Genomic DNA, 24,428 nt, shown 5'->3' on the forward strand with positions numbered 1-24,428 from the left:
CACGTCCGACCTGAACTGCTCGACTCTCTCACCCGGCCCGGCACCGGCACCGGGCTCCCCATACCTTCGCACCGGTTGCGTACCTTCGCACCAGGTGTACGTGGTGCGAAGGTACGCGGCCGGTGCGGCTGTGGGGTCAGCGGTGTTCGCGGCCGAAGTCGGCGGTGTGCAGGGCGCTGCGGGCCCGCCACCGGGAGATCACCGTACGCAGCCGGTCCTTGACCGCGACCACCTCGGGATCGTCGCTGTCCCAGAGGTTACGCTCCTCGAACTCGTCGTTGTCCAGGTCGAACAGCTGTCCCTCGTCGGAGTCGACGAACTCGACGTACTTCCAGCGGTCGTCGCGGACCATCGTCATCAGCTCGGTGCCGGTCAGGATCATGTCCCGGGCGTGCTCGGAGAAGGCGTACTCCCGTCCCTGCCACTCCTCACCCCGCAGCGCCGGGAGCAGCGACTGGGCCTCCATCCAGTCCGGGACGTCGAGACCGGCCAGCTCCAGCACGGTCGGGCCGAGGTCCATCATCGCGGTCAGCGCGTCGATCCGTTGTCCGGCGACCACCCGACCCGGTCCCCAGACGATGGCCGGCACCCGAACGCTCGGGTCGTACATCGTCCACTTCTGGCTGTGGCCATGATCACCGAGACAGTCGCCGTGATCGGAGGTGAAGATGATCACCGTGTTGTCCAGCACGCCGCGCTGCTCGAGACTGTCGATGATCAGTCCGAGCTGCTCGTCGATCTGGGTCACCTCGGCCAGGTAGTGCCGACGCTGTCGGCGCGACTGCTCCTCGGTCGGGTTCGCCAGGTGATAGATCGAGTCATGATCATTTTCCTGGTGGTGCTGACGCAGCTCCTTCAGCGCGGTCGGCTGGCCGGCAAGATCATCGTCGGTCCGATGCGGCAGTGGGACGTCGCGATCGCGGTAGGCATCCAGATGCCGGCTCGGCGGATCGTACGGCGGATGCGGCCCGGGAAAGCCGACCTGCAGGAAGAACGGTTCGTCGCCGGTGTAGCTGTCCAGCCACCATCGGGCGTGGCCGGCGACGAAGTTGTTGGAGTGCAGGTCTTCGGGAAGCTCCCACTCGAAGGCCCCGAGCCGCTCGCGGTAGTCCGCCTTCTCCCGATGCACCTGCCGGGTCGGCTTGGTCAGCCCGTGGCTCCACAACGCCTTGTCCCATTGATCATGGTAGAAGGGCACGTTGGGGTGGAAGCGGTCCTTGTTCTCCACCACGGTGCGTTCATGGAAGCCGAGCGGCGTCTCCCACGGGTGGGTGTGCATCTTGCCGACGTTGACACAGTGGTAGCCGCTGTCCGACAGCCGCTCCACCCAGGAGTGCCGCCACAGGTCCTCGTTGCGCAGCACGCCGAGCGAGTGCGGGTAGAGACCGGTGAACAGACTGGACCGGGACGGTGAACAGGACGGAGCACTGACGTAGGCGCGGGTGAAGGCCGTACCTTCCGCGACGAGCCGATCGAGGTTGGGCGTGTCGACGTGATCGGCTCCGAGCGCGGCGATGGTGTCGAAGCGCTGCTGGTCGGTGATCACGAAGACGATGTTGGGGCGTTGATCGGCCGTCGCGGCGGACTGGGCTTCGGGGCTCACGGTGTGAGTTTTCCTTTCTGAGCAGGCAATACGGGAGAGGTCAAGCGGTGGCGCGGTCGGAGGTCAGCGAGTCACGGAAGGTCTCCTTGGCCAGGATCAGGCAGACCAGGCTGATCGCACAGATCACGCCGAGGTAGATCGCGACCGGCCAGTAGGACTGGCTGAACGCAGCCGCCAGGGCGGTGGCGATCGCCGGCGTCGGCGCTCCGCCGATCAGCGCCGAGGTCTGATAGGCGACACCGATGCCGGTGTAGCGGGTGTGGGTGCTGAACATCTCGGCGAACAGTGTCCCCTGCAGGGCGAACATGCACCCGGTGCCGATCGCCAGCATCAGCACGATCATCAACCAGGCCAGGGCAACGCTGCCGCTGGCCAGGGCCGGGAAGTAGGCGAAGCCGAGGACGCCGCAGACCACGATGCCGAACATGTAGATCGGTCGCCGGCCGATCCGGTCCGACAGCAGGCCGACGATCGGGACGACGGCGATCTCCACCGCCGAGGCGAGCACGAAACCGTTCAGCATCGCTTGTTTGCTCATCCCGAGATGGGTGCTGGCGAAGGCGATGCCGAAGACGTTGATCACGTTGAAGGTAACGGCGTCGGCCATCCGGGCGCCGATGGCGATCAGCACGTTCTTGGGGTGGTTCTTGATCAACGCCAGCAGCGGGACGCGATTCTGCCGGGTCTGGTCGGACTGGAAGGTCTCGGTCTCCGGCAACGCGCGCCGGATGTAGAGCGCGACGAACAGGAACAGTCCGCTGATCAGGAACGGGATTCGCCAACCCCAGGAATTGAGGGACGGCTCGGGCAACAGCTGGACCAGGGCGAAGGCTCCGGTCGACACCAGCAGGCCGACCGGGGTGCCGAGCTGATGGATGCTGCCCATGATGCCGCGCCGCCCGGTCGGCGCATTCTCCAGCGCGACGAGCGCGCCGCCGCCGAACTCGCCGCCGATCCCGACACCCTGGATCAGCCGGAGCAGCACCAGCAACGCCGGCGCCAACGCACCGATCGTGTTGTAGGTCGGCAGCAGACCGATCAGGAACGTGCAGCCACCCATCAACGTGACGGTGATCAACAACATCCTGCGGCGACCGATCCGGTCACCGAAGTGGCCGAACAGCACGGCTCCGACCGGCCGCATCAAGAAACCGGCGGCAAAGGTGCCGAACGACTCGATGACGCCTGCGGTCGGCGAGGAATTGGGGAAGAACAGGGTCGGGAAGATCAGCCCGGCGGCGGTGCCGAACAGGAAGAAGTCGTACCACTCCAGGAATGATCCGGAGACCGCGGCGGTCAGTGCCTGCCGAGGTGTCGCCACTCTCCCCGTGGTGTTTGTCGCGTCGGACATCGTCGTCTCCTCGATGCTCATTTGAGAGCCATTGCAACTCAGATGAGCGCGACGCTAGACTCTTCCGACGACAAGGTCAAGCCCTGGAAGCCGACCGATGGGCCCTGAACCTGTCGAAGAAGGGCCCTGAGCCTGTCGAAGGGCCGAGTTCCGTGCGGCTCGCCTCGGGCATTACTGTCGGGCAATCGCAGTCAAGGAGGTGGCCGATGGCCAAGGCGAAGCGTCCGTCTGCCGACGCCACCGAATCGACCCGCGGCGATGGCGACGAGACCGCGCTGATGCTGTCCGCGGCCCGCCGCTATTACTGGGACGACCAGTCCAAGGTCAGCATCGGCCAGGAGTTGGGCATCAGCCGCTTCCAGGTCGCCCGACTGCTGCAGGACGCCCGACGGAGCGGGTTGGTCCGGATCGAGATCGGCTCCCCCGGCCACGTCGATCAGGAGCTGTCGGCCAAACTCACCGACCAGCTCGGCATCCCGCGGGTGATTGTGGTCGAGGCGCACCCCACGTCGGCACAGGCCACCTTTGATCTTGTCGGCGCGACACTGGCCTCGGAGGTTGAGGACACGGTCGTCGAGGGAGCCACGATCGGCATCGCGTGGAGCCGCGCGGCACCGGCGATGGCTCGGAAACTGCGCCGGCTCGCCCGTTGCGAGGTCGTCCAGCTGTCGGGCGCGGTCTACCCGCCCGCCGGCATGCCCGGCTCGGTCGAGGTCACCCGGGACGTCGCCGCGGCAGCGGCCGGCACCGCCCACATCCTCTACGCACCGCTGGTCGTGCCGGACGTCGAGACTGCCGCCGGACTGCGCCGGCAGCCGGAGATCGCCGAGACCCTGGCCCGCGCCGATGATCTTGATGTCGCGGTGCTTTCGGTCGGCGCCTGGCTGCCGGGATCGTCGGCGGTCTACGAACTGCTGAACGAGCACGAACGCGAAGAGCTGACCAACACCGCGATCCACGGTGAAGTGTCCGGACGCCTGCTGGACGCCGAGGGGCGACCAGTACCCAATCCGCTCGACGAACGAGTCGTCGGGGCGACCCTTGATCAACTCGGTGCCGCCCGCCTGATCATCACCACTGCCAGTGGCGCCCAGCGCCGCGACGCCACCATCGCCGTCACCCGTGCCGGCCTGGCACATACGTTGATCATCGACACCGAGCTCGCAGAAGCGCTCCTCGCCTGACCCCTCGGGCGGGGGCTAGGATCTGGCGGGAATTCCCACACTCTCTCGACGATGAGGAGAAATCATGCGCGGACTGCTGCGCGGCGCCCGTGTCGTGCTGGCCGGACTGTTGACGATGATCATGGTCCCGGCAGTCGCCGCTCCATCAGCGACAGCGGCCGAGGCCACCTTCCCGGTGGTGTCGGACTGCTCGCCGTTCGGCGACTTCTACCGCACCTGGGATCGGCTACCGCACAAGCTGTACGCCGACGGCACCCGCTGGGTCCCCCAGGGCCTGGCCTACGATGCGCGACACGACTGGTTGATCACGTCCTACTACGACGGCCGGGACGGTGTGGCCGCGGCGGACAAGTGGCCGTCGATGCTGGTGCTGAGCACGTTGACCGGGCGCTACCTGAAACGACTGATGATCAACACCGCGGACGTCGACCGCGGCGGTCACGCCGGCGGTCTCGGTGTCGGCAAGGGAAGTCTCTACATCTCCAGCACCGAGCACGGTCCGCGCGTGACCAGGATCCCGCTGTCGATCCTGGCCAAGGCGGCAGACGGCTCCACGCTGCCGGACTCGACCAGCATGGACGTTGCAGCAGCCTCCTACGCGACGGTCCAGGACGGCGACCTGTACGTCGGAGACTTCGAGAACGATCGGATGTACCGCTATCAGACCGACGCGGCCGGTGACGTGATCAGCGAGCCGACGATCTACTCCACACCGACCCTCGTCCAGGGCGTCGCCGTCAACGATGATCAGTTCCTCTTCAGCCGGTCCTACGGCCGGACCAGACTGAGTTATCTGACCACCGTCGACCGCGCCACAGGTGCGATGACGGATCGGGTGATGCCCAACATGCTCGAGGGCATCAGTTGGGCGCCGAACCGCCTGCACACCGGTCGTGATCTGTACGTCCTCTTCGAATCCGGCTCCGCAACGTACGGGCCGGACGACGACGGCGGCAGTGCGACGTGCCGAACGCACGAGCTCTGGCACCGCTCCGCAGCGGGCCTCGGCTGACCCACCCGATCGGGGCCTAAGCCTGTCCAAGGACAGCATCCTGAGCCTGTCGAAGGATCGTCGCGGCCCCTTCGACAGGCTCAGGGCACTTTCCCAGGTGAATGCAGGAGCGAAAGTAATTGATAAGCACCCTGCGCTATTCGGCGACGACGACGGCCCAGGTGCAGCTTCGCTGGCAACCGACGGTCGAGACCGTCGAGGAGTTCGAGTCCGACACCGAACGCTACCGCCGCGGTTCCCGGGACACCCGCTACCGACTACCGCCCGGCGGCGCCACTCTTCTCCGCATCGGCTGACCCACGGGTCCAGGGCCGGTCCGCGGCATGGCGTCGACCGATTAGACGTGTTCGAAGGTCGCTGAGCTTGTCGACGGGCACACTGTCCGGGCCGCGGGTCTGGAGTTCGGACAAACTGTCAGTGGGTCACCATAGGGTTTTGATCATGACGAACCGGACGCGCACAGCCGTCGTGGCGGCTGCCGCTGCGTCGGAGTTGTCGGCGGTCCCGGATTGGTTGTGTTGCGAGCCGTCGGATGATCATTCCTGTTGGGAGCCGCCGTCGCGTTGGGACGATGAGTTGCCCGACGATCCCGGTGATGATCTGCACACGACGCCGCCTCCGTTGGAAGGACTACGACAGGCTGTTCGGCGGTTGGTTGCCGTCGAGCCGTGGCAGTTGCCCGATGATCAACTCCTCGACAGGATGGACGAGCTCGGTGTGCTGGCGGATCAGTTGCGGGGTGCACGGCTCGGGCTGATCGCCGAGACCGAAGACCGCAAGATCTGTCAACAGCAGCAGGGCTGGACGGCGGCCGATCGGATCGCCGCCGCCGACCGGATCGTGCCCAGACAGGCCCGGGCAACAGTTCGGTTGGCCGAACGCCTGGACCGTTTCCCGATGATCGCCGCGGCCGTAGGTTCGGGGGATGTGACGGTGGAGCAGGCGACCGCGATCTGTACGAGCCTGAAGGAGTTGCCAGCCACCGCTGACCCTGTCGAGGTGGAGGGGCTGCAGTGTGAGTTGGTCATCCGCGCCGGTGAGTTCTCTGCCGACGCGCTGCGTAGGCTGGGTAATCGTCTTGTCGAGGAGTTGGAGCCCGACACGGTCGACGAGCGACTCCGCGGACAGCTCGACGCCGAAGAACGCCGGGCCCGGCGCGATCGCTATCTGTCCTGGCGTCACGGCGAGAACGGCGCAGTGGATTTCCATGGCCGGTTGCCCGCGGTTGCCGGTGAGGCGTTCATCGGGCAGCTCGACGCCTATCAGAAACAGGCCCGCGCGAAGGGGCTTGATCATAGGATCGATCCGCAGGCAGAAGTGCCGACGGTGGCGCAACGGCGGGCCGACAGCCTGGCCGCGATGATCGACGACCTCGCCCAACGACAACTTGCCCCATCGGTGCATGGTGACCGGCCCCGGGTGGTGATCATGATCGACTACAACCACCTGATCGCCGGGCTACGCACCGGAGGAGTGATCCTCGGTTCAGAGGAGACGGTGTCGCCGGGTGAGGCGCGCCGGCTGGCTTGTGGTGCGGATCTGCTACCGGCGGTGTTCGGTGGCCCGTCCACCGTTCTTGATCTTGGTCGCAATGTGCGGCTGTTCACCGGAGCCCTGCGGCAGGCGTTGAGTCTGCGCGACGGCGGCTGCGCCTTCCCCGGCTGTGATGTGCCGCCGATCCGCTGCGAAGGCCATCACATCCGGCCGTGGTGGGCCGACGGTGAGACCTGCCTGTCCAATGGCGTCTTGTTGTGCCCCCATCATCACCATCTGGTCGAACCGGATCCGACCGCGCCACCGGGCAGCCGCTGGACCATCCGACTGGACCGACACGGACTGCCCGAAGTGATCCCACCAACCCGGATAGATCCCCGGCAACGACCCCGACAACACGCCCGCTTCACCGAACGATCCATGCGTCAACGACGCTGATCCACGGTCGCGCTCGTCACCTCGCCCAGACCGACCGCAGCGGCCTTGTTCATCTGCGCGCCGACGTTCGACCGACCCGGCATGCCGCCACGCCGAGTCTCCAACCGCAGCCTCCTGCACGCCCGGGCTCGCGCTGTTGCGTCGTGCCGAGATCGAAGGCACGGCAATTGGTGGGACCACAGACGGCATCGTGCTCATGCCCAGAACGACGACCGGCGATGTTCTTGGTCGCAGACGTCCCCGATCCTGTTCGGGTCCTGACGGCGTCGACTGCGTACCCGAACCGCCTGTGGATGACCACCACCACAACCGCGGCCAGGTCTCGTACCGTAGGGCCATGGCCGAGTGGAACATCCCGTCCGTCGCACACATCGCCGCCGATCCCCGCGCGGTGCTGCAACGGTTCCGGCGCAAGCCGATGCCGTTCAGCTTCGGCGACGAGCGCCCCGAGGGCGTGCTGCTGACCGTTGATCAGTTCGACGACCTCGACGGCTCCGAGATGTTCCCGCCGGGCGATGTCCTCACCCCGGACGAACTCGCCACCCAGCTGCCGGACCTGGTCGAACGGATCCGCGCCGGCACATTCGCACCCGTCACCTTCGGCGAAGACGGCAAGCCCGAAGCCATGGTGATGTCGACCTCGCAGTACCGCGATCTGCGCGGCGATGATCACCCACCGGAAGGCGTCGATGACGACCCCACAAAACGCGTCTACAACACCGAACCCCTGCCAACAAGCAAGGCCATCGACTTCGACGAGCTCGTGGCTTCATTCGGCCCCGAAGCCGTAGCGTCTCATGAGCGGGCCAAGAAGCAGGTCGAAGAGGAGCTCCAGCGGCGGGCCGATGAAGGTCACTGATGCCGGAGACCTACGAGGTTCTGTACGGGGAACGGTTCCTCACCGATTTCAGGCGGATCATCACGGACCCGAACCGGAGCCAGTTGCGCGACCAGATGTTGACCGAGATCGAGGCGCTGCGTCACGGCACCTCCGATGGTCACCACCCGCTCGGCTACAGCAAGGGCAAGGGTGACCTGCGGGACTGCGTCGCCTCGAAGGTGCAGTCCGACCCGAACAAGCGGGCTGACTATCGACTGGTCTTCAGAGAGATGCCGCCGGAACAACCCGGCGGGCTGCCACGCCGCGAGCTCCTGGCGATCAAACCTCGGCACGGCCACAACGGCGTCTATGCGCACCTGTGTGCGCGACTGCACCGGCATCGCAACGATCTCCAGCCGGGACTGAACGTGTTCGGCGACCGACCGGCTGGCTCCGGAGGCAACCAAGCCCAGCGCAAGGCCGAACTGGACGCCAAACGCGCCGTCGCCATGGCCTACAAGGGGCAGCGGCCGCTGCCGACCTCTCGTCCGCTGTCCGCCGAACTACTCGCCCGTGTCATCGGTCCCGCGCGCGCCGGTCCGACGCGTTCCGCGAGACCAACACCGAGCCGGTCACGCTGAGGGCTCGCAGCGGTCAGCGGCAATGGTCGCAGTCGCAGCCGGGTAGGCAGCCCAGGTCGAGCCGGCAGAAGCAGGACGAGACGATCGGCACATCGGCCTGGGCGACGGCCAGCTTGAGCTGCTGTCCGATGATCGCGGCGGCGTCATCCTTTCCCAACCGGGTCAGGCATTCGTGATAGCCGTGCAGCGCCCAGACGTTGTTCGGATGATGTTGTGAGCGTGGCACGGTCGGATCCAGACCAAGATCAGCACGGTAGACCGCCTCCGCTTCCTCGACCCTCCCCTGCTCCAATAACAGCGCACCGTAGGCATGCCGGGTCGGCTGCATCCAACCCCACGGTTCGTCGTACGGAAGGGTGTCGTCGAGTTCGATCGCCCGACGCAGTGCGGTGAAGCCGCCTTCGACATCACCGGAGCGGTAGGCCAGCTCGCCGTCCAGCATCGCGCCGGCGATGCCGAGGATGTCCAGGCAGGTGTTGTTGAACAGCATCCGGGTGTCCTTCACCCGATCGACCGCCGCGCTGAAGAGTTCACGTTCGGCAGCCGCGCTGTCATGATCACCGGTGACGGCGAAAGAGATTCCACGGGCGTAATGCAGCATCGCCGTTGTGGTGCAGTAGAGATCTTGATCATCGGGCAGCGGCAACGCCAGGATGTCCTCCCACCGACCGAACCGGACCAGCACGTGCACCCGCATCGCGATGAAGCCCTCGGCCCAGTCGGCCATCGGCGGTGAGGTCACTCGGAGCAGCTTCTCCGGGACCGCTGCCTCGATCAGGTCGACCGTCTCCAGGGCGACCGCGCGCTGCCCGGCGAACAGCGCGCCGTACAACCGGAAATGCAGGTCGTGACAGCGATACAGCGTGTAGAAGTTCATCGGCCCGGCATGATCGACATAGCGGTGATCGGCCATGATGGCGTCGGTATTGGAGCTGATCACCCGCTGGTAGTCGCCGACCAGGACGTCGATGTGGGTCGGCATGTGTTCCAGATGTCCGCCGTCGGGCACCAGTCCTCGCAGCCGGTTGGCCGCCGGTAGCGCACTCTCCGGAGTCCCCGACATCTCCATCAGATGGATGTAGAGGTGCAGGATTCCCGGATGATCGTGACCGCCGGGTTGCGCCAGGGCCCTGTCCAGGACCTCCTTGATCTCCACTGCCCGACTGCCCGGCGCCGGCTTGCCGGTGAATACATCCCACAACTGCCAGGGCGTCAGATTCATCAAGGCGTCGGCGTACAGCACGGCGACATCAAGATCATCGGCGAACCGTCGGTAGACCTCGCCCATCGCCTCGGCGTAGCCGACATTCCAGACGCCAAGATCATCCGCCGCTTCCGGCGCCGGATAACGTGCCCGGAGCGCCGTGATCAACGCCGCTTCGACCGGTGACGCACCGTCGGACAGTTCGGTCGCCGAGGCAACCGCGGCGAACACCTGCGTCACGGTGCTGCCCAGCTCGGCGTCGTCGAAGGCCTCCCACGGCTTGTTGTAGTTGGGCCCCATCGCGTACGCGATTCCCCACCAGGCGATCGCCAGGCGAGGGTCAGCCTTCAATGCCGCCCGAAAGCAGGTCACCGCCTCCTCGTGGTTGAAGGCGAAGGTCCACATCAAGCCACGATCGAACCAGGTCTGTGCCTCGTCCGACCTGGTGGAGACCCGGCGTCCGTAGTCACCGAGGTCGAAGTAGTCCGACATCGCCTTCCTCCCAACCCGACTGCGTTGCACTCCTGACGCTAGCCGACCGACGCTGCACTCGCGTGCCGTACGGCGACCGCCGTGTCGCACCGCCCATCCTCATCCCGGTGCCAGCCCGGCCGGCGGACGCGATCGGCGACGACCTCCGATTTGGCGAATGACCGCGACAGCCTCATCATTTTCCTGCCAGCTCTGGCACCTTCTCTTTCGGCCTTCTCCCAAGCCCTGGAGCCCTGATGAAGATCCGCACCTTGGTCGCTGCTGCCGTTTTGGCCAGCACCCCGCTGCTCGTCGCCGCACCGCAGGCCGACGCGACCACCAAACCGCGTCACTTCAAGAATTGCACTGCCATGAACAAGGTCTACAAGCACGGCGTGGGCAAGAAGGGTGCGAAGGACCACACACGTTCGGGCGCGCGGAAGGTTCGCACCTTCAAGGTCGACACGGCCCTCTACAAGGCCAACCGCGGCTCCGACCGCGACCACGACGGCATCGCCTGCGAAAAGCTCTGAACTTCGCCGCCCCTGAACCTGCCGAAGGGACCCTGATCTTGTCGAAGGGCTGACGCCGGGCTTGATCAGGGCGACAATGCAGGGATGGGACTGCGGAGTCTGCCTCGACGTGCGATTGTGTTGATCATGGTCGGCGCGCTGGTTGTGGCCGGGCCGGCCGCGTTCTTTGCGTGGTTGACGTTCAGTCGGCTGCGAGAGTTCACCGAGCGAGCCGTGATTGCGCCCGGCTGCCCGGCCGTCCTGGTCGGATCCAACAACGCCGCAGAGGATTTCGCGGACATGGTCACCTGGCAGGGTCGATTCTACGTTCGGACCGAGTGGGCAGCGGGCTACCCGGAGTCCGTTCGGCAGATCGTCAAGGATGTCGTTCTTGATGATCGGGTGGCGACCGTCAACTGCAGCCTTGCCGACCGATCCTCGACCGACGGCCAGATGATCGCGCCGGGACCATGGCCGGACGGGACCGCCACCGGCCTGCCCAAGGGAACCGTCCTCCATGCGCTTCGCGGGGTCGACACCTCCTGCGCTCTCGGCGCGTTGACGGACTCTCGTCCGCGGGCCTACGTCGCTGTGGACGTCGCCGGTGACTGGACTCCGTTCTGCTGACAAGATGACCTCCTATGGTTGAGCCTGACTCCTGGAGGGCGTGTGGATCACGGGCAGCAACGGATGCAGCAGCTGGCGACGTCGGCGATCGCGGACGGACGGCCGTTGGCTTGGTATGACCAGTTGTACGCCGAGGCGGGTGAGGTCCCCTGGGACCACCGCGAGCCGACACCGTATCTGGTCGAATGGCTGGCCGAGCGCTTCCCGGGGGATCCGCCACGTGGCCGAGCGGTCGTCGTCGGGTGTGCCTTCGGCGATGACGCCGAGCTCGTTGCACGGCACGGCTTCACGACGACGGCGTTCGACATCTCCTCTTCAGCCATTCGCGCTGCACAGCGTCGACATCCCGACTCTCCGGTGCACTACTGTCGCGCTGACCTACTGGATCTCCCGGCCGATTGGGACCGGCATTTCGATCTTGTGATCGAGTGCACGACCCTGCAGTGTCTGCCGCCACAGCTGCACCGTGAGGCTGCCGGCGGCATTGCGTCCTTGTGCGCTCCTGGCGGGATGATCTTGGTGGTTGCCCGGGTTCCGACACCCGACGACCCGCCGGGGCCGCCGTGGTTGCTCACCGAGGACGAGGTACGCGATGTCGCCACCGACGGCGTCGATCTGATCAATCTCGCCCGCCTGCCGATGCGCGGCGGTGAGCGGTGGGTTGCCGAGCTCACCAGATCGACCGGGTAACAGGCAACGCCGCCGGGCGTCAGTGCTGCAGCAGATCACCACAGAACGAGCTGATCGCACGGTTGACCACGTCCGATCGTTCCCACGGCAGGAAGTGTCCGGCACCCTTCATCCAGAAGGGACCCACCGCCTGCGGCAGGGCGATTGCGCACCGTTCTTCGACATGATCACCGATCGTCACCTGGTCGGCACCGATCAGCACGAGCGCTCGCTGTGCGACCGGCCGGTCCAGCATCTCCGGAGCCGATCGCGGCCTGGTCCCCATCACGATCTCGTAGTCGGCAAAGGACGTACGAAGTCGGTCGGCGTCGCCGTACGGTTCGGTCAGGAAGGCAAGATCATCTTCGTCGAACGCGTCCGGCGGGCACCAGAGCCGGTGCCCGTAGAACTCCGCGACGTAGCGCCGTCGCTGCTCCGGCGTAGCCAACTCCGCGATCAAGGAGTCCGCGTGACGTCCCTGCCGGCGTTGGTAGTCGTAGACGGCAGGCTTCGGCCGGCTCGGCGGGATACCCGCGGCAGCGAACACGTCCGGCAGGTCGGGCATCGAGTCGTCCAAGATCACCAATCGATCCACCCGATCGGGATGCCGATTGGCCAGGTCGATCGCGATCATCGCTCCCAGGTCGTGGCCGGCTACGACGGCACGGTCCCAGCCGAGCTGCTCGAGCAGCCCGATCAGGTCGGTGTTGAAGGCGTTCAGATCGTAGAAGTCGTCCGGGGCGAAGTCCGATTCGCCGTAGCCGCGGAGGTCGGGTGCGACGACATCGAATCCCGCGTCGGCCAGCGGGACGAGATTGTGGGACCAGATCCGGCTGGTACAGGGGAAGCCGTGGATGAGGATCAACGGGACCCCGCCGACGCCACGGCGTCGCACGGCCAGCTGATGTCCCGGACTGACTTCGACCTTCGTGGTCGGGACGACTTCGACGGGTAGGGCCATGTATGTGGTTCTACCGGATGAGCGGCTTGGGTGCATCGCGATTCGGTCAGCTCCGTTCGGGCGCGATCCTCGGCCTCGTACCGTTGAACCTGTTCGTGAGCCTGCCAATCAGCCCTGCACCGTCGGGCGGATGGACAGTTCGCCGATCTCTACCTCCCAGGGCTGATCGACGGCGAATTCGACCGTCCGGGCGACGGCGTCGGGATCGAGCGCGAAGGTTTCCATGCCCTGCCCGACCTGCGCCCGGATCTCAGGATCGGTCACCGAGTCGCCGAACTCGGTGCGTACGTAACCGGGCGAGATCGCCGTGGTCTTGATCGTTCCGTCGGTCGACTCCTGCCGCAAGCCCTCCAGCACGGTGCGCACCGCGTTCTTGGTGCCGGCGTAGACAGCCATGGTCGGGACGATCTTGATGCCCGCTGTCGAGACGATCGTGACGAAATGGCCACGACCCTGCGTCCGAAAGACCGGCAGGGCCGCGTCGATCCCGTTCAGCACACCGCGCAGATTGACGTTGATCATCGCGTCCCAGTCCTGGGTGCGTCGTGATGCCATCGGTGAGATCGGACCGATGCCGGCGCTGCTGACCAGCACGTCGAGCCGCCCGAAGGACTCCACCGCTGTCCGGACCAGTCGGACGACCGCGGCGGGATCGGTCACGTCGGTCGCCACGGCTTCCGCCCGCCCACCGGAGGCACGGATCTCGTCGACCAGGGCGTCCAGCCGGTCGGCTCGGCGAGCGCCCAGCACAACGGCAGCGCCCGCGCCGGCGAGCCGGCGGGCAGTGGCGGCACCGATCCCGCTGCTCGCCCCGGTGATCGCCACGACCTTGTCGTCGAGTGGTCCCATGAATATCCTTCTTCCCGTAACGGACACGTTGTCCACTTACATTTAACCGGACATGTTGTCCGCTTTCAAGGGAGGTTGGAGGCTTGTGCGCACCGACGCTGCTCGCAACCGAGCCGCGATCTTGGACGCCACTCGGGAGTTGATCGCCGAACCGGGCGAGCTCAAACTCAGCGCCGTCGCCAAGCGCGCCGGTATCGGACAGGGCACCCTGTATCGGCACTTCGCGACCCGGGACGAACTCGTCGGCGCGCTGTATGAGCAGGAGATCGACGAACTCGTCGAGCGGGCGCATCTGCTGCTTGAGCAGCACTCGCCACTGGAGGCGCTCGAGCGCTGGTTCGATCAGCTCGCCGGCTATGCCCGGGTCAAGGGTGGGGTGATCAACGCCGTCGAATCCTCAGTGTGGGCCGACATCTCCGCCCACACCCACACCAAGCTCGGCCGGGCGCTGAACGAGCTGCTGAGTGCCGGCGCTGCCGCGGGCGTGCTGCGGACCGACCTGGATCCGCGGGACGTGATCTTGCTGTCCTGGTTCCTGGCTCACGTCCAGCCGGAAGAATGGGACGACCGGGTCCCCAGGCTGCTGGACGTACTCCTGCAGGGCATGCAGAGCACCGGCATCCGATCCTGATCACCTGCGTCAGCCCGGCTGCTCGCTTGGCTCATGATCATCGACCTGTTGATCACCGAACTCACCGGTTGCCACCAATTTGTTGCCCTCGTACAGCCGCACAATCCGCAGTCGACAGAACTCCTGCTCCATCCACGGGAACAACAGCCTGATCCGCACATCGACCTGCACTCCAGCGGGGAGGTCACCCGATCCGATTGCTTCCACGATGCACGAGGTGAAGGAGTCGTCCAGGGCGAGCTGCGGTCGCACCCCGGACCTCGCCGGCGTGATCCGGCCGCCCTCTTCGGGTGTCAGGAAGCGGATCGTTGCCGGACGGGCAGCCGGGTGATCGCCGCTGAGATCGGTTTCAGCGTTCATGATCAGGGTCCGTCTCTTGCCGGCTCAATGCCGTGGAGCCGTCGGAGGTCGTCGGCGAACTCGCCGCTCGCGGTGCGCGGCACACATCGCTGCCACCACGGCGATCCGGCCGGCGCCATCGCGACGTCGGTACGGCAGGCGGCGAGGAACTGCGCATCAAGTGAACGAACCGCCTCGAGCAGCAGATCAAAGCGTTCGTAACGCGCGAGCTCGGGATCGTCCAGGACGATCTGCAGGGCGTCACGGACAGCGCGGTCATTGGTGTACTCGTAGATCGTCTCGTCGTAGTCCTCGGTGCACAGCCCGACGAACTCCGCCCAGCGGTCAACGAGTTGAAACGGCGAATCGACGGCCCGCCAGCCGCTGGACCGCGCAAGTTCCCGGTAACGCCGGAGGAATTCGATCGAGTCAGTCATGACGTCACTACCGCTATCAGTGCGACTATTCGGTGGCCGCGGTTCACCGCCCCACCATCTCACGGCTGCACGGCACTCGACGGCGAACGAGCCGTGTTACTCGCTGGTGAACAGTGCATCCGTGCGGAGAGACGGACACGGACCCAGCTGGGCTCCATCATCCAACTCGTCCGCCAGTTCGTCTGCATAGGACTGTTCGCCGAGCCTCAGCAACCGCAGCCGAGCAAGCAAGCTGGGGTCCTCACGCATTCTCATGATCAAATCGCCGCCCCTGTGCCGGTCGATTCAGAGGTCGGGATGACGATCGGTCCAGTACACGATCGCTTCGCCCAGGGCATCCGACTCGTCCTCGCCGAACACGCGCTCGACCGCACTGTTGATCACGCTCCGCGCCTCCGCCAGCCGCAGTGTTGCACCGTCCTCAGAGAAGTAGCCGTCGAGGTACAAGCGATCCGGGTCCTCGCCACCCGCCTGGCGGCTGCCGATGCGGTCGAGGGAGACGACGACCTCGTTGAGCGCCCGAAAGATGGTTATCGCCTCGCTCTCGCCGAGTTCCACAGTCCTGCCGGTCCCCAGCTGCTTCTGGTCATGGGCGTCTTTGATCGCCGAAGCTCCCAGGTGTTGGGCCGCGTCGGTGGAGTCCTCGAGAGACACCTCGACCCCAGACCAGCTGACGTCGATCTGTCCCCAATCACCCTCCAATCGGGCGGCACGCTCATCCCACTCGAAGGTGTCGATGTTGCCGTAGTCCTGCTCGCCCGAAGCGTCCACGGCGGGACGGACGTCGGCCGCCGACCACTGCAGACGGCTGACGCCGGTGAACGAGAGCTCGCCGCGGCGATAGCAGTGTTGTTCGCCCGTCGGCGCGCGACACCTCCACCTCATAGGCGAGACCCAGGGTCGCGCGGTGGACTTCGACCACGACCGCCCGAGATCCCGCGGGGACTCCCGCCTCCGGGATGCCCTCCGGCAGGACAACGACGTCGAACGGTTGGAATAACTCGGCCCCGCTGACAGTGCGTCGCCCTGGTTCCCTCACATTCTCGTCCAGCTCCTACGTGCCATTTCGCCCTCGACGGCTCGCGAACGGCGCACTCACGGAACGAACGACGCCCCGACAACCTCGAACTCGGAAGTCCAGCTGGCCAACCCGTCGTGCATCTCCCACTCACTAGCTGAGGTGAAGTCCGGCGGAGGTTCGTCACCACCAGGGACGTTGCCCACGTAGAACTCCGCGCCGTTGCCCTCGACCGAGAGATCTCGCCCGCTGCCTACTCGCGACCGGCGGATTCAGACCCCGACTACACCCTCGATTGTGAAGAGCCAGATAACCACGCCCTCGCTGCCCTTCGGGTCGACCAATGCGTCACCACATCAATCGAGAACACCCGAATTTCGAATCGCCTCAACCAGTTCATGATGGTTGAGATATGGGGCGCCGGCCAGGGGCTGGTATAGCGCCAAGGCCTCCAGCAGGTCGTCCAACTCTTCGGAACTCGGGTGGTTGCTGTGGATGCTTCGTTCCAGGTCAGCGGCGGCGTTGGTCGAGTCATCCCCGCCAACGACACGTCGAGCCGCCGCCACGACCTCAGCTTGGTACCTCATGGGATCATCACTGTAACGATGTATTCGGAGCCTGTGCCCGAGACCGCAACAAAGTCTCTTCCCTGGAGGGTCGGATCGTATATGTCCTCGTCGATGTCAACTCTCACGACCGAACTGCCGACGAGGTCACCCGCCGCCGCAGTAGTCGACCCCAACGGAGATTCCCAGGTAGAAATCAGCGATCCATCCTGTCGCCGAAGCTCCCAATTGCAGTTGACGCTGATATTCCAATTTTCTCCGGTAAGGTTCAAGAACTGTTCGGTCGCAACGATCTGTCCACTCGAAGTGGCAGCAGGCTGGTGATTTCGTGCTTGCTGCTCATTATGGCTCCAGTTCCACGTGCGTCCGGTCTCGCCACGCCCGTGAACGCGTCGACCGGATGTCCGTCAGCACGTCACGCGCATACGCACTTGCAACCAGGGCTACACGGACGATCACGGGCCGCGATGCTCAGGAGGTGCGATGAAGATCCACGCGATGCCATCGTGCGGACTGATGTTCGGTTGACTTACGTGCTTGCGAGTCACGGCCACGTTGACGTGTGGGCCGATCAGCGTCTCTAGATCATCGACGATCTCATCGATGCTATCGCGATCATCCGGCACGATCTCCGAGAGCTGAAACTGCAACTCGATCTCGGATTCGTCAATGGAGACGCCGTATGCGACAACATGTCGAGGAAGCTCTCCGAGGGCAGCCTGCACACACTGCGCGACGACATAGTTTCGCCATAGGGGCGCGTCAGCCAGGTCGGTTGGCGATGGCCAACTCATGGTCGTATCCACATAGGTCCTCCGACTGATCCTAGCCGAGGGCGCATACTCTCGAGGTCGCTCGTGACCCAACTGCGAGTCGGTGATCACCGCAGCAAGCAGGTTACGCACAGCGAGATCATTCTCGTACTCGTAGTTTGTCGAGTCGTAGCCACTTTCTACCTCGGACACGAGCGCGTCCCACCGATCGATCAGGCGGCTTGGCCACTCCGGCGCAGAGCCGCCCGCGTCAGCGACGACCTCAGTGAACTTGTCGAGAAATGCATCGCCCGTCAGAATTGCCTCCCGAAGTACGTGACCAGGTCAACACCGGCCGTCGCGTTGGATCCGGCGAGCGCCTGTGCGGCGTTGAGCGGCCACGGAGAACGCCGGGGAAGCGCAAACTTTGGATCATTCGCTCGCGTTAGCCGTTTCGATTGCATCCAGCCACGCATGGAAATCGTCTTCTCCGTGCAGGTAGGCGCTGGGACTCACTTTGAGATCGGCCCCAGCCAACTCTTTGAGCGCCTCCCATACGACGGAGTCCTCAATGCTCGGATCGTCTGCTGTCACCCACGGGTTAGCCCAATCAGCTACTTCTTCTCGCGACATCCGCCCTGATAGCAGGGCCAACAGCCGTTCACGCACAGAGTCTCGGTCCGGCACAGATCTCACCATGACCCTCCATAGTTCCCGGACCTGTCAAACGTGTAGTGCACCTTCGGCCCGCCCGTCTCCGGACGGACAATACGCACCCTACCGGAATGATCCAGAGTCTCATGCCAGGTCCGCGTTCCACCGGTCGCGGGGTCCCACTCCCTGACAAGGCGACGTCCCGCCATCTCCCCTTCTTTCCTCGCTGGGTTCAGGGTGTCGTAGTACCGGAATCGACCGCTCTCGAGCTCCCTTACTCCGCCCTTGCCGTATTTCTCAACCTGCCGAAGATGGGTCTTCAACAGAGCTCCACTACGTGCACTGGCAGCATATGTCCCGCACGTATTGTGGACGCGGATCCACGTTTGCCCATCGGTTTGAACATGATAATTATGGAGACCCTCGACATTGAAGTTGTACACGACCTCCTTGTTCCCGGTGTACCGGATTGCGGCAATTTCAACCGATGATCCCTTCGGGTCGACCAGTCGATCGCCGGGTCTCAAATCGCGGACCGGCGTCCAGCCTCTACCCTCCACATAAAAGGGATGCTCGTCGGTGGACGTGATCCTGCCAGACGACGTCTCAACCTCAACCGTGGCGACATCCTGATGGACGTACGTCTCTAGAACCCGCCTACCTTGGGTTTCCCCTGTCTCGACATCGGCTGCAACGACTTCGTCACCAATCTGGACGTCCTCGATGCTCTTGGAGGAGCCGTCACCCATGAGAACCTGCGTCCCCGCCGCGAAACAGGCTGTCCGTGCAACCGTCGACTCGGCGCTTCTGAGCCCACCGGATGCGGTCGTTCGGATTCCGTTCTTCGCTGTGCTCTCCAGCCCCTCCTTGACGGCGGTCTTGGCTCCGGTTTTCAAGACCGCACCCGCTGCGCCGGCTCCTGGGATTGGAATCATGCCGGTCAGACCGTCAACACCGGCCTGTCCCCAATCGACCTTGCCCGTGGTCGCCTTCTGCGAAGCGACCGACATACCCATCGACAGCGCGCCACCGGCCAACGCCAGACCCACCGGGCCACCGATACCGGTACACATCAACGCCACACCACCAACGATCATGGCTCCGGCGGCGATGTACTCCCAGTTGTTCTTCACCCACGACGTGGTCGCGTTCCAGGCGTTGGAGATCGCGCCGTTGTTGGAATCGCGGTAGGCCTGAAGTTCCTTGTCCGTAACGGGTTTCAGACCCCACGGGTCGGACTGGTTCAGCGGATCGTTACCGGCAAACGAGTACGGGTTACCCGCCCAACCGGACCCGAGCACCGGATCCAACGGATCGGTGGACAAGAAGCCGCGGCTACCCGGGTCATAGACCCGTGCCTGCATCCACTCCATCCCACCGACAACCAGATTCGCCTGGCCACCGATCGCCACACCGGACGGCAGACCGGCGGCCTGCGTACCCGGCGCAACACCCCACGGATCCACACCCGTCGACCGCGGACGCCAATCCGGGGTCAACCAACCACCCGACTCGCCAGCATGACCGGCAGCATCGGGCAACAACGCGGTCAGCGGACCGTAGTTGGAGATCGAGATCTCACCGACCTGCGCCAACGCCGGCAGACCTGCCGCGGAGTCCCACGCCACCGACTGTCCGTCGACCGCAGCCAGCTCGCCGAGGGCATCCACCTGGAAACTCTGCGTCGACGTCTGCCCGGTGACACCAGCCACAAGATCATGATCATCCGACACATCCTGCGTCCGCGCGGTGATCTTGTCGTTTGCGTGGGTGATCGTGGTGATCTTGGACAGGTAACCCTGCGGATCCCAGCTGAACCGACGATCGGCCTCCGGGCCGGCCTCGGAGATCCGGCGGCCGCCGGCGTCGTAACCGAAGTCGGTGACACCGTCCGGGCCCCGCCGCGACAGCAGCTGCCCGGCCGAGTCGTAGGTGTAGGAGGTGGACCGACCGTCGGTGGTCTCCTTGATCAACCGGCCGCTGGCGTCGTAGCCGTAGCTGGTCACCGAGCCGTCGCTGCGACGAGCCTCCACCAACTGGCCGGCGGCGTCGTAGCCGTAGCTGATCCGGACATCGTTCGTCCGCTGCGCGACAACCCGTCCGGCGTCGTCGCGTTCGATCTCGGTGGTCTCGGTCTCACCGTTGCGAGTGACCTGATGACGGACGATCACGCCGCCGTCCCACACCCAGGTCGCATGCAGACCCGGTGCGGTCATCGACACGATCCGACCGATCGCGTCCCGATCGATCACCGCCCGACCCAGCCCCGGCTCGGTCAACGCCGTGACACGGCCGGCCTGGTCGTACTCGTACTGGGTCTGGGTTCCGTCGCTACGGGTGAACGCGGTCCGCCGACCGTCGCCGTCGTAGCTCCAGGACAGCCCGATGCCGCCGCCGGGAACGCTGTCCCTGCTCCGCATCCGGCGGATCAGCTGACCGTTCTCGTCCCAAACGAGCTCGTTGATCGTGTCACCCTCACGGACCCGCATCGTCCGGGTTGTGAAGTCGCGTTCGATCGTGGACAGCAGCCGGTCACCGGCCAGGGTGTCGGTCAACCGACCGGTCCGGTCGTAGCTCCAGGACAGCTCCGAACCGGTCGGATCGATCCGACGGGTCTGCCGTCCGGCGGCGTCATAGCCGTACCGAGTGGTCCGGCCCAGCGGATCGATCTCGGCGATCAGCCGTCCGACGATGTCGAAGCGGCGTTCGGTACGGCTACCGAGCGGATCGATCGTCGCCACACACTGGCCGACCTCGTCGTATTCGAAGCGGGTCTGACCACCGGCGGCGTTGGTGACGCCGACCAGCTGACCGGCGGCGTCGTACTGCACCTTGCGTCGGCCGTACCAGCCGTCGGTCAGGCGGACGACGCGGCCGAGCTTGTCGTAGCCGAAGGTCGCGGTTCCCTTGCCCGGTTCGAATCGCTGGACCACGCGGCCGCATTCGTCGTAGGACAGCCAGGCCTGTTCGCCGGTCGGCCAGTCCTCGCGGATCAGTCGGCCGTCGCCGTCGTAGCTGAACGCATAGCGTGAGCCGTCGGTATCGATGGTGGCAGCACGTCGGCCACAGTCGTCGTACTCATAGCGGTAGGTGGTGCCCATCGGGTGGGTGATCGCCACCGGCCGACCGGCCGCGTCCCTCTTGATCTTGGTGGTGGCACCGGTCGGATCGGTGTGTTCGATCAGTCGTCCGCACAGGTCGTAGCGGTAACGGTCGGCGGCACCGTCCGGACCGGCTTCGGTGACCGTACGACCGAGCGCGTCGTAGGACGCCGTGCTGTGTGCCAGCAGGTCGCCGGCGCGGGTCGGGCGTCCCTGGATGTCGCGTTCGACGGTCTCCTCGACGCCGGTCGGGTCGACCGTCCGGGAGACGAAGCCCTGCTTGTCGTAGTCGACCTGCCAGCTCGCACCATTGGCGTCGGTGGTCGAGGTCAGTCGCGACATCGCGTCGTAGCCGAACTCCCAGGCGCTGCCGTCGGGCAGCTCGGAACGTGTCGGGTTGCCCAGGTCGTCGTAGGCCGACGTGACAGCACGTCCCAACTCGTCGATCATCCGGGACTGCTCACCGTGTTCGCCGTACTCGACCTCGGTCCGGCCGCCCAGCGGATCGATGATCGCGGTCACCCGGCCGCCGGCGGTCGTCTCGTAGCGCCAGATCGCGCCGTCCGGATCCTGCCGGGACAGCAGCGCACCGGCACCGTCATAGCGGTAGCTGGTCCGATTCCCCAACGGGGTCACGGCAGCGACGACCCGGCCGAGATCATCGCGTTCCAATCGGGCAACGTTGCCGTCGGCGTCGGTGGAGGCGATCAGCTCGCCGTGTTGATCATGGTCGAAGCGAAGGGTGACTCCTTCGGGGTCGACGATCTTCTTCAGCAGACCGTCGGCCCAGGTCATCAGCGTGACCCCACCCTCGGGGTCGATCACCCGGGACGGATCGCGCTCGTCACCGTCGTAGGAGTAGTGCGTGGTCGCCTCGACCGCGGCCCCATGATCATCGGTGCTGGTGACGGCGACGGTGACCGGCCGATCGGTGGCGTCGTAGGTCCACCGGACCCGCGCACCGGACGGCATCACCTGCTCGGTCCGCCGACCGCGGTCGTCGTAGCTGTTGACGGTGACTGCACCGTTGCGTTCGGTGATCATCACCGGGTTGCCGTAGCGGTCGTAACTGGTCGACTGCCGGTTGTCCTCGGCGTCGATCACGCCGATCAGCCGACCCTTGCCGTCGGAGATCCAGGTGTTGTTCCGGTTCCCGTCCTCGTCCGAGACCGCGGTCACGCCGCCGTTGAGGTAGACAAACCGGCTGACCCGGCCGAACGGCGACCGCTGGGTGACGACCCGGGCCTGCTCGTCGTAGGTGTTCTCGGCCTCGACCACGCCGTCGGCGTCGATCACGGCCTCGATCAGATCGTCCTCGTTCCACCGATAGGTGCGAGTCCCGGCCGGGGTGATCGCGGCGACCAGTCGCGCGGAATCGTCGTAGGAGTAGGAAACCCGACGGCCATCGGAACTCTCGGCACCGGCGATCAGGCCGCTCCGGTCATCCCAGTCCAGTCGGATCGACCGGCCGAACTCGTGCCGCATCGTGGCCAGTCGACCCGCGTCGTCGTAGCCGAAGTCGATCGTGGTGCCGGGGCCGTTGTCGGTGGACAGCAGCCGCCCGTCGGCAGTGAAGATCCAGCGCAGGCCGTCGGAGTTGGTGACGATCAGACCCGGCTGCTGGCCGTTGCCAGACGGCTCACGGGACAGCCACATGTTCTGACCGGTGGCGCGGTCCCAGCCCTCACCCAGCCGGGGGAAGACGATCTCTCGGCCGTCGAAGAGCCGCAGTCTGGCGGCTTCGTCGGTGAGTGTCAGACGGGCCTCGCTCCAGGAGTTCCAGCCGCGGCCGAAGCCGCCGGTTGCGTCGCTGAGCGAGTTGTAGGTCCGTGCCAGGCTCAGCACCGATGCCGAACCGGTGAAGCCGAGGTCGACCTCGTTCTCGATGAAGTTGCCGGTGGCGGTGTTGATCGGGTCGTCGGAGTAGCCGGTGGTGGGCGGGCTGCCGTAGGCGGTCGGCGGGTCGACCTTGATGTCGGATCGGCTGACCGCGATGCCCTTGTTCTTCAGGGTCTGGGCGATCGTGCTGTTGTTCAGATAGGAGATGTTCCCCTCGCCACCGGCCCGTTTGAACGCGTCGGCGACGGTGGTCGCCCACTTGCCGTCCTCCCCGTTGAGCCGCAACCACTCCTTGAGCGCGTCGATCGGCCCGGAGGCGTCCAGCGTTGCCCAGGAGCAGGAGGTGCTGAAGTTGGTGACCTGGGTGTTCAATCCGCTGACGGTGCCGTTGAAGGAGTCGTCGCCGCCGGAGGTGTTGGTGGCAAACGTCCGCAGGTCGGAGGGGCGGGCCGACGTGGTGCCGCCGCTGCCGCCGCCGGAGCCGGGCGGCGGCGTCTGACGGGTCCCGGGCGTCTTCGCCGGAACGCTCTTGCTCGGACCGGAATCGGAGATCTCGACGTCCGGCGGATCCTCGCCCCCGAAGATGTCGTCCCGGCGACGTTCGAGCCAGTTGCGGTCCTTCTGCCGCTGCGCCCATTCGCGGGCAGTCTTGCGGCGACTGTTCTCCTCGCGGGCGTCCTGCTCGACGCCCTCGACCTGGGTCGCGACCAACCGCAGATTGCTGACGATCTCGTCCAGATCGTTCAGCTGGGTGGTGCCGTTGGACGTGAAGATCTCGGAGAAGTAGCCCTTGAAGTCGGTCGCGGCCGTGGAGCGCCAGGTCGATCGGCTTGATCGCTGGCCGGACAGCAGGGTGGCCGCAGCGCGGAACGTCCGCTTCAGGTCCGAGGACACGGTGAAGTCGAACTTGACGTCGGGCATGCCCTTCAGGTCATCGATATTCAGATCTTTCGCACTACCCATGACTGATCTATAACCCCTGTCGCCGACGCCCGCGACCCGCGTTCGGATCGCGCATTCCTTCACCGTTGACGCAGCGCCCGAGCGATCCGTTCCGCTTGGACCGCGCGGGCTCGTCCGAATGGTTCCCGACTGCCCCACTCGCCCGGGTGAGCGCCCCGATCGCTCGCCTGGCTGCCACGTCCGCCGCTCGTCCGGCTGCGGACCGGTGTCGAGCGACCGATGAACGGTAGCAATCGGCAGGGGCATTTCCCTATCCAGTACGAGGTGGTCGGCGTCGCTATTGCCGGAAAGC

The 24,428-nt window shown here is 65.5% G+C and carries 23 protein-coding genes; 10 read left to right on the top strand and 13 right to left on the bottom strand.

Annotated elements, in window-relative coordinates; translation table 11 throughout:
* Nucleotides 1-136 precede the first annotated feature (136 nt).
* Together BLU38_RS12390 and BLU38_RS12395 are read right to left on the bottom strand one after the other, a co-directional pair.
* Nucleotides 137-1,603 carry a sulfatase family protein gene (locus tag BLU38_RS12390; RefSeq protein ID WP_091525152.1) on the bottom strand — a complete coding sequence of 489 codons (1,467 nt, stop codon included), beginning with the start codon at nucleotides 1,601-1,603 and terminating at the stop codon, nucleotides 137-139.
* 40 nt (nucleotides 1,604-1,643) lie between these two features.
* Complete coding sequence (locus BLU38_RS12395) at nucleotides 1,644-2,954, bottom strand: MFS transporter (RefSeq protein ID WP_157683415.1); 1,311 nt, start codon at nucleotides 2,952-2,954, stop codon at nucleotides 1,644-1,646.
* Nucleotides 2,955-3,160: 206 nt separating this feature from the next.
* On the opposite strand from BLU38_RS12395, the gene BLU38_RS12400 reads away from it, so the two are divergent.
* From BLU38_RS12400 to BLU38_RS12420, 6 genes are all read left to right on the top strand, one after another.
* A complete protein-coding gene (locus BLU38_RS12400; protein WP_157683416.1) occupies nucleotides 3,161-4,138 on the top strand; it encodes a sugar-binding transcriptional regulator in 978 nt (325 codons plus the stop codon).
* 64 nt (nucleotides 4,139-4,202) lie between these two features.
* Complete coding sequence (locus BLU38_RS12405) at nucleotides 4,203-5,150, top strand: hypothetical protein (protein ID WP_091525160.1); 948 nt, start codon at nucleotides 4,203-4,205, stop codon at nucleotides 5,148-5,150.
* Between the two features lie 119 nt (nucleotides 5,151-5,269).
* Nucleotides 5,270-5,446, top strand: coding sequence for a hypothetical protein (locus BLU38_RS30885; protein WP_157683417.1), 177 nt, complete (start codon nucleotides 5,270-5,272; stop codon nucleotides 5,444-5,446).
* A 145-nt stretch (nucleotides 5,447-5,591) separates the two neighbouring features.
* Nucleotides 5,592-7,082 (top strand): HNH endonuclease signature motif containing protein, encoded by a 1,491-nt coding sequence (locus BLU38_RS12410; protein WP_091525164.1) that lies wholly within the window; start codon nucleotides 5,592-5,594, stop codon nucleotides 7,080-7,082.
* Between the two features lie 136 nt (nucleotides 7,083-7,218).
* The gene (locus BLU38_RS12415) at nucleotides 7,219-7,941 is read left to right on the top strand and encodes a hypothetical protein (protein WP_157683418.1); all 723 of its coding nucleotides are present in this window, start codon (nucleotides 7,219-7,221) and stop codon (nucleotides 7,939-7,941) included.
* Nucleotides 7,941-8,543, top strand: a complete 603-nt coding sequence (locus BLU38_RS12420) for a hypothetical protein (protein ID WP_091525171.1) — start codon at nucleotides 7,941-7,943, stop codon at nucleotides 8,541-8,543. Before BLU38_RS12415 ends, BLU38_RS12420 begins: the two co-directional genes overlap by 1 nt.
* Before the next feature lie 13 nt (nucleotides 8,544-8,556).
* Here BLU38_RS12420 and BLU38_RS12425 read toward each other — a convergent pair whose 3' ends face one another.
* Nucleotides 8,557-10,239: a hypothetical protein gene (locus BLU38_RS12425; protein WP_091525175.1), complete on the bottom strand. Its 1,683-nt coding sequence runs from the start codon at nucleotides 10,237-10,239 to the stop codon at nucleotides 8,557-8,559.
* A 236-nt stretch (nucleotides 10,240-10,475) separates the two neighbouring features.
* On the opposite strand from BLU38_RS12425, the gene BLU38_RS12430 reads away from it, so the two are divergent.
* From BLU38_RS12430 to BLU38_RS12440, 3 genes are all read left to right on the top strand, one after another.
* A complete protein-coding gene (locus BLU38_RS12430; RefSeq protein WP_091525179.1) occupies nucleotides 10,476-10,751 on the top strand; it encodes an excalibur calcium-binding domain-containing protein in 276 nt (91 codons plus the stop codon).
* Nucleotides 10,752-10,835: 84 nt separating this feature from the next.
* Nucleotides 10,836-11,357, top strand: coding sequence for a hypothetical protein (locus tag BLU38_RS12435; protein ID WP_091525182.1), 522 nt, complete (start codon nucleotides 10,836-10,838; stop codon nucleotides 11,355-11,357).
* 42 nt (nucleotides 11,358-11,399) lie between these two features.
* The gene (locus BLU38_RS12440; protein ID WP_091525186.1) at nucleotides 11,400-12,047 is read left to right on the top strand and encodes a class I SAM-dependent methyltransferase; all 648 of its coding nucleotides are present in this window, start codon (nucleotides 11,400-11,402) and stop codon (nucleotides 12,045-12,047) included.
* Nucleotides 12,048-12,066: 19 nt separating this feature from the next.
* Here the strand turns inward: BLU38_RS12440 and BLU38_RS12445 are convergent, their stop codons facing one another.
* Nucleotides 12,067-12,987, bottom strand: coding sequence for an alpha/beta fold hydrolase (locus tag BLU38_RS12445; RefSeq protein WP_157683420.1), 921 nt, complete (start codon nucleotides 12,985-12,987; stop codon nucleotides 12,067-12,069).
* Nucleotides 12,988-13,095: 108 nt separating this feature from the next.
* Nucleotides 13,096-13,836 carry an SDR family oxidoreductase gene (locus tag BLU38_RS12450; RefSeq protein ID WP_091525191.1) on the bottom strand — a complete coding sequence of 247 codons (741 nt, stop codon included), beginning with the start codon at nucleotides 13,834-13,836 and terminating at the stop codon, nucleotides 13,096-13,098.
* 85 nt (nucleotides 13,837-13,921) lie between these two features.
* Between BLU38_RS12450 and BLU38_RS12455 the strand changes: the two genes are divergently transcribed.
* Nucleotides 13,922-14,467: a TetR/AcrR family transcriptional regulator gene (locus BLU38_RS12455; RefSeq protein WP_231920311.1), complete on the top strand. Its 546-nt coding sequence runs from the start codon at nucleotides 13,922-13,924 to the stop codon at nucleotides 14,465-14,467.
* 9 nt (nucleotides 14,468-14,476) lie between these two features.
* Here the strand turns inward: BLU38_RS12455 and BLU38_RS12460 are convergent, their stop codons facing one another.
* The 8 genes from BLU38_RS12460 to BLU38_RS12495 form a co-directional block, all read right to left on the bottom strand.
* Nucleotides 14,477-14,827 (bottom strand): hypothetical protein, encoded by a 351-nt coding sequence (locus BLU38_RS12460; RefSeq protein ID WP_091525199.1) that lies wholly within the window; start codon nucleotides 14,825-14,827, stop codon nucleotides 14,477-14,479.
* A gap of 2 nt (nucleotides 14,828-14,829) precedes the next feature.
* Nucleotides 14,830-15,243, bottom strand: a complete 414-nt coding sequence (locus BLU38_RS12465) for a hypothetical protein (RefSeq protein WP_091525202.1) — start codon at nucleotides 15,241-15,243, stop codon at nucleotides 14,830-14,832.
* A gap of 285 nt (nucleotides 15,244-15,528) precedes the next feature.
* Nucleotides 15,529-16,014, bottom strand: coding sequence for a hypothetical protein (locus BLU38_RS31390; protein ID WP_197680095.1), 486 nt, complete (start codon nucleotides 16,012-16,014; stop codon nucleotides 15,529-15,531).
* A complete protein-coding gene (locus BLU38_RS32355; protein WP_157683421.1) occupies nucleotides 15,959-16,282 on the bottom strand; it encodes a DUF4926 domain-containing protein in 324 nt (107 codons plus the stop codon). Before BLU38_RS32355 ends, BLU38_RS31390 begins: the two co-directional genes overlap by 56 nt.
* Before the next feature lie 335 nt (nucleotides 16,283-16,617).
* On the bottom strand, nucleotides 16,618-16,848 hold the full coding sequence (locus tag BLU38_RS12480; RefSeq protein WP_091525208.1) for a hypothetical protein: 231 nt from the start codon (nucleotides 16,846-16,848) through the stop codon (nucleotides 16,618-16,620).
* Between the two features lie 434 nt (nucleotides 16,849-17,282).
* Nucleotides 17,283-17,621: a hypothetical protein gene (locus BLU38_RS12485; protein ID WP_172836126.1), complete on the bottom strand. Its 339-nt coding sequence runs from the start codon at nucleotides 17,619-17,621 to the stop codon at nucleotides 17,283-17,285.
* Between the two features lie 390 nt (nucleotides 17,622-18,011).
* Entirely contained in the window at nucleotides 18,012-18,248 is a 237-nt protein-coding gene (locus BLU38_RS12490) for a hypothetical protein (RefSeq protein ID WP_231920312.1), read from the bottom strand.
* A gap of 23 nt (nucleotides 18,249-18,271) precedes the next feature.
* Nucleotides 18,272-24,136 (bottom strand): polymorphic toxin-type HINT domain-containing protein, encoded by a 5,865-nt coding sequence (locus BLU38_RS12495; RefSeq protein WP_172836127.1) that lies wholly within the window; start codon nucleotides 24,134-24,136, stop codon nucleotides 18,272-18,274.
* Nucleotides 24,137-24,428: the final 292 nt, after the last annotated feature.

This window comes from Microlunatus soli (assembly GCF_900105385.1).
In the GTDB taxonomy this organism is placed as follows: domain Bacteria; phylum Actinomycetota; class Actinomycetes; order Propionibacteriales; family Propionibacteriaceae; genus Microlunatus; species Microlunatus soli.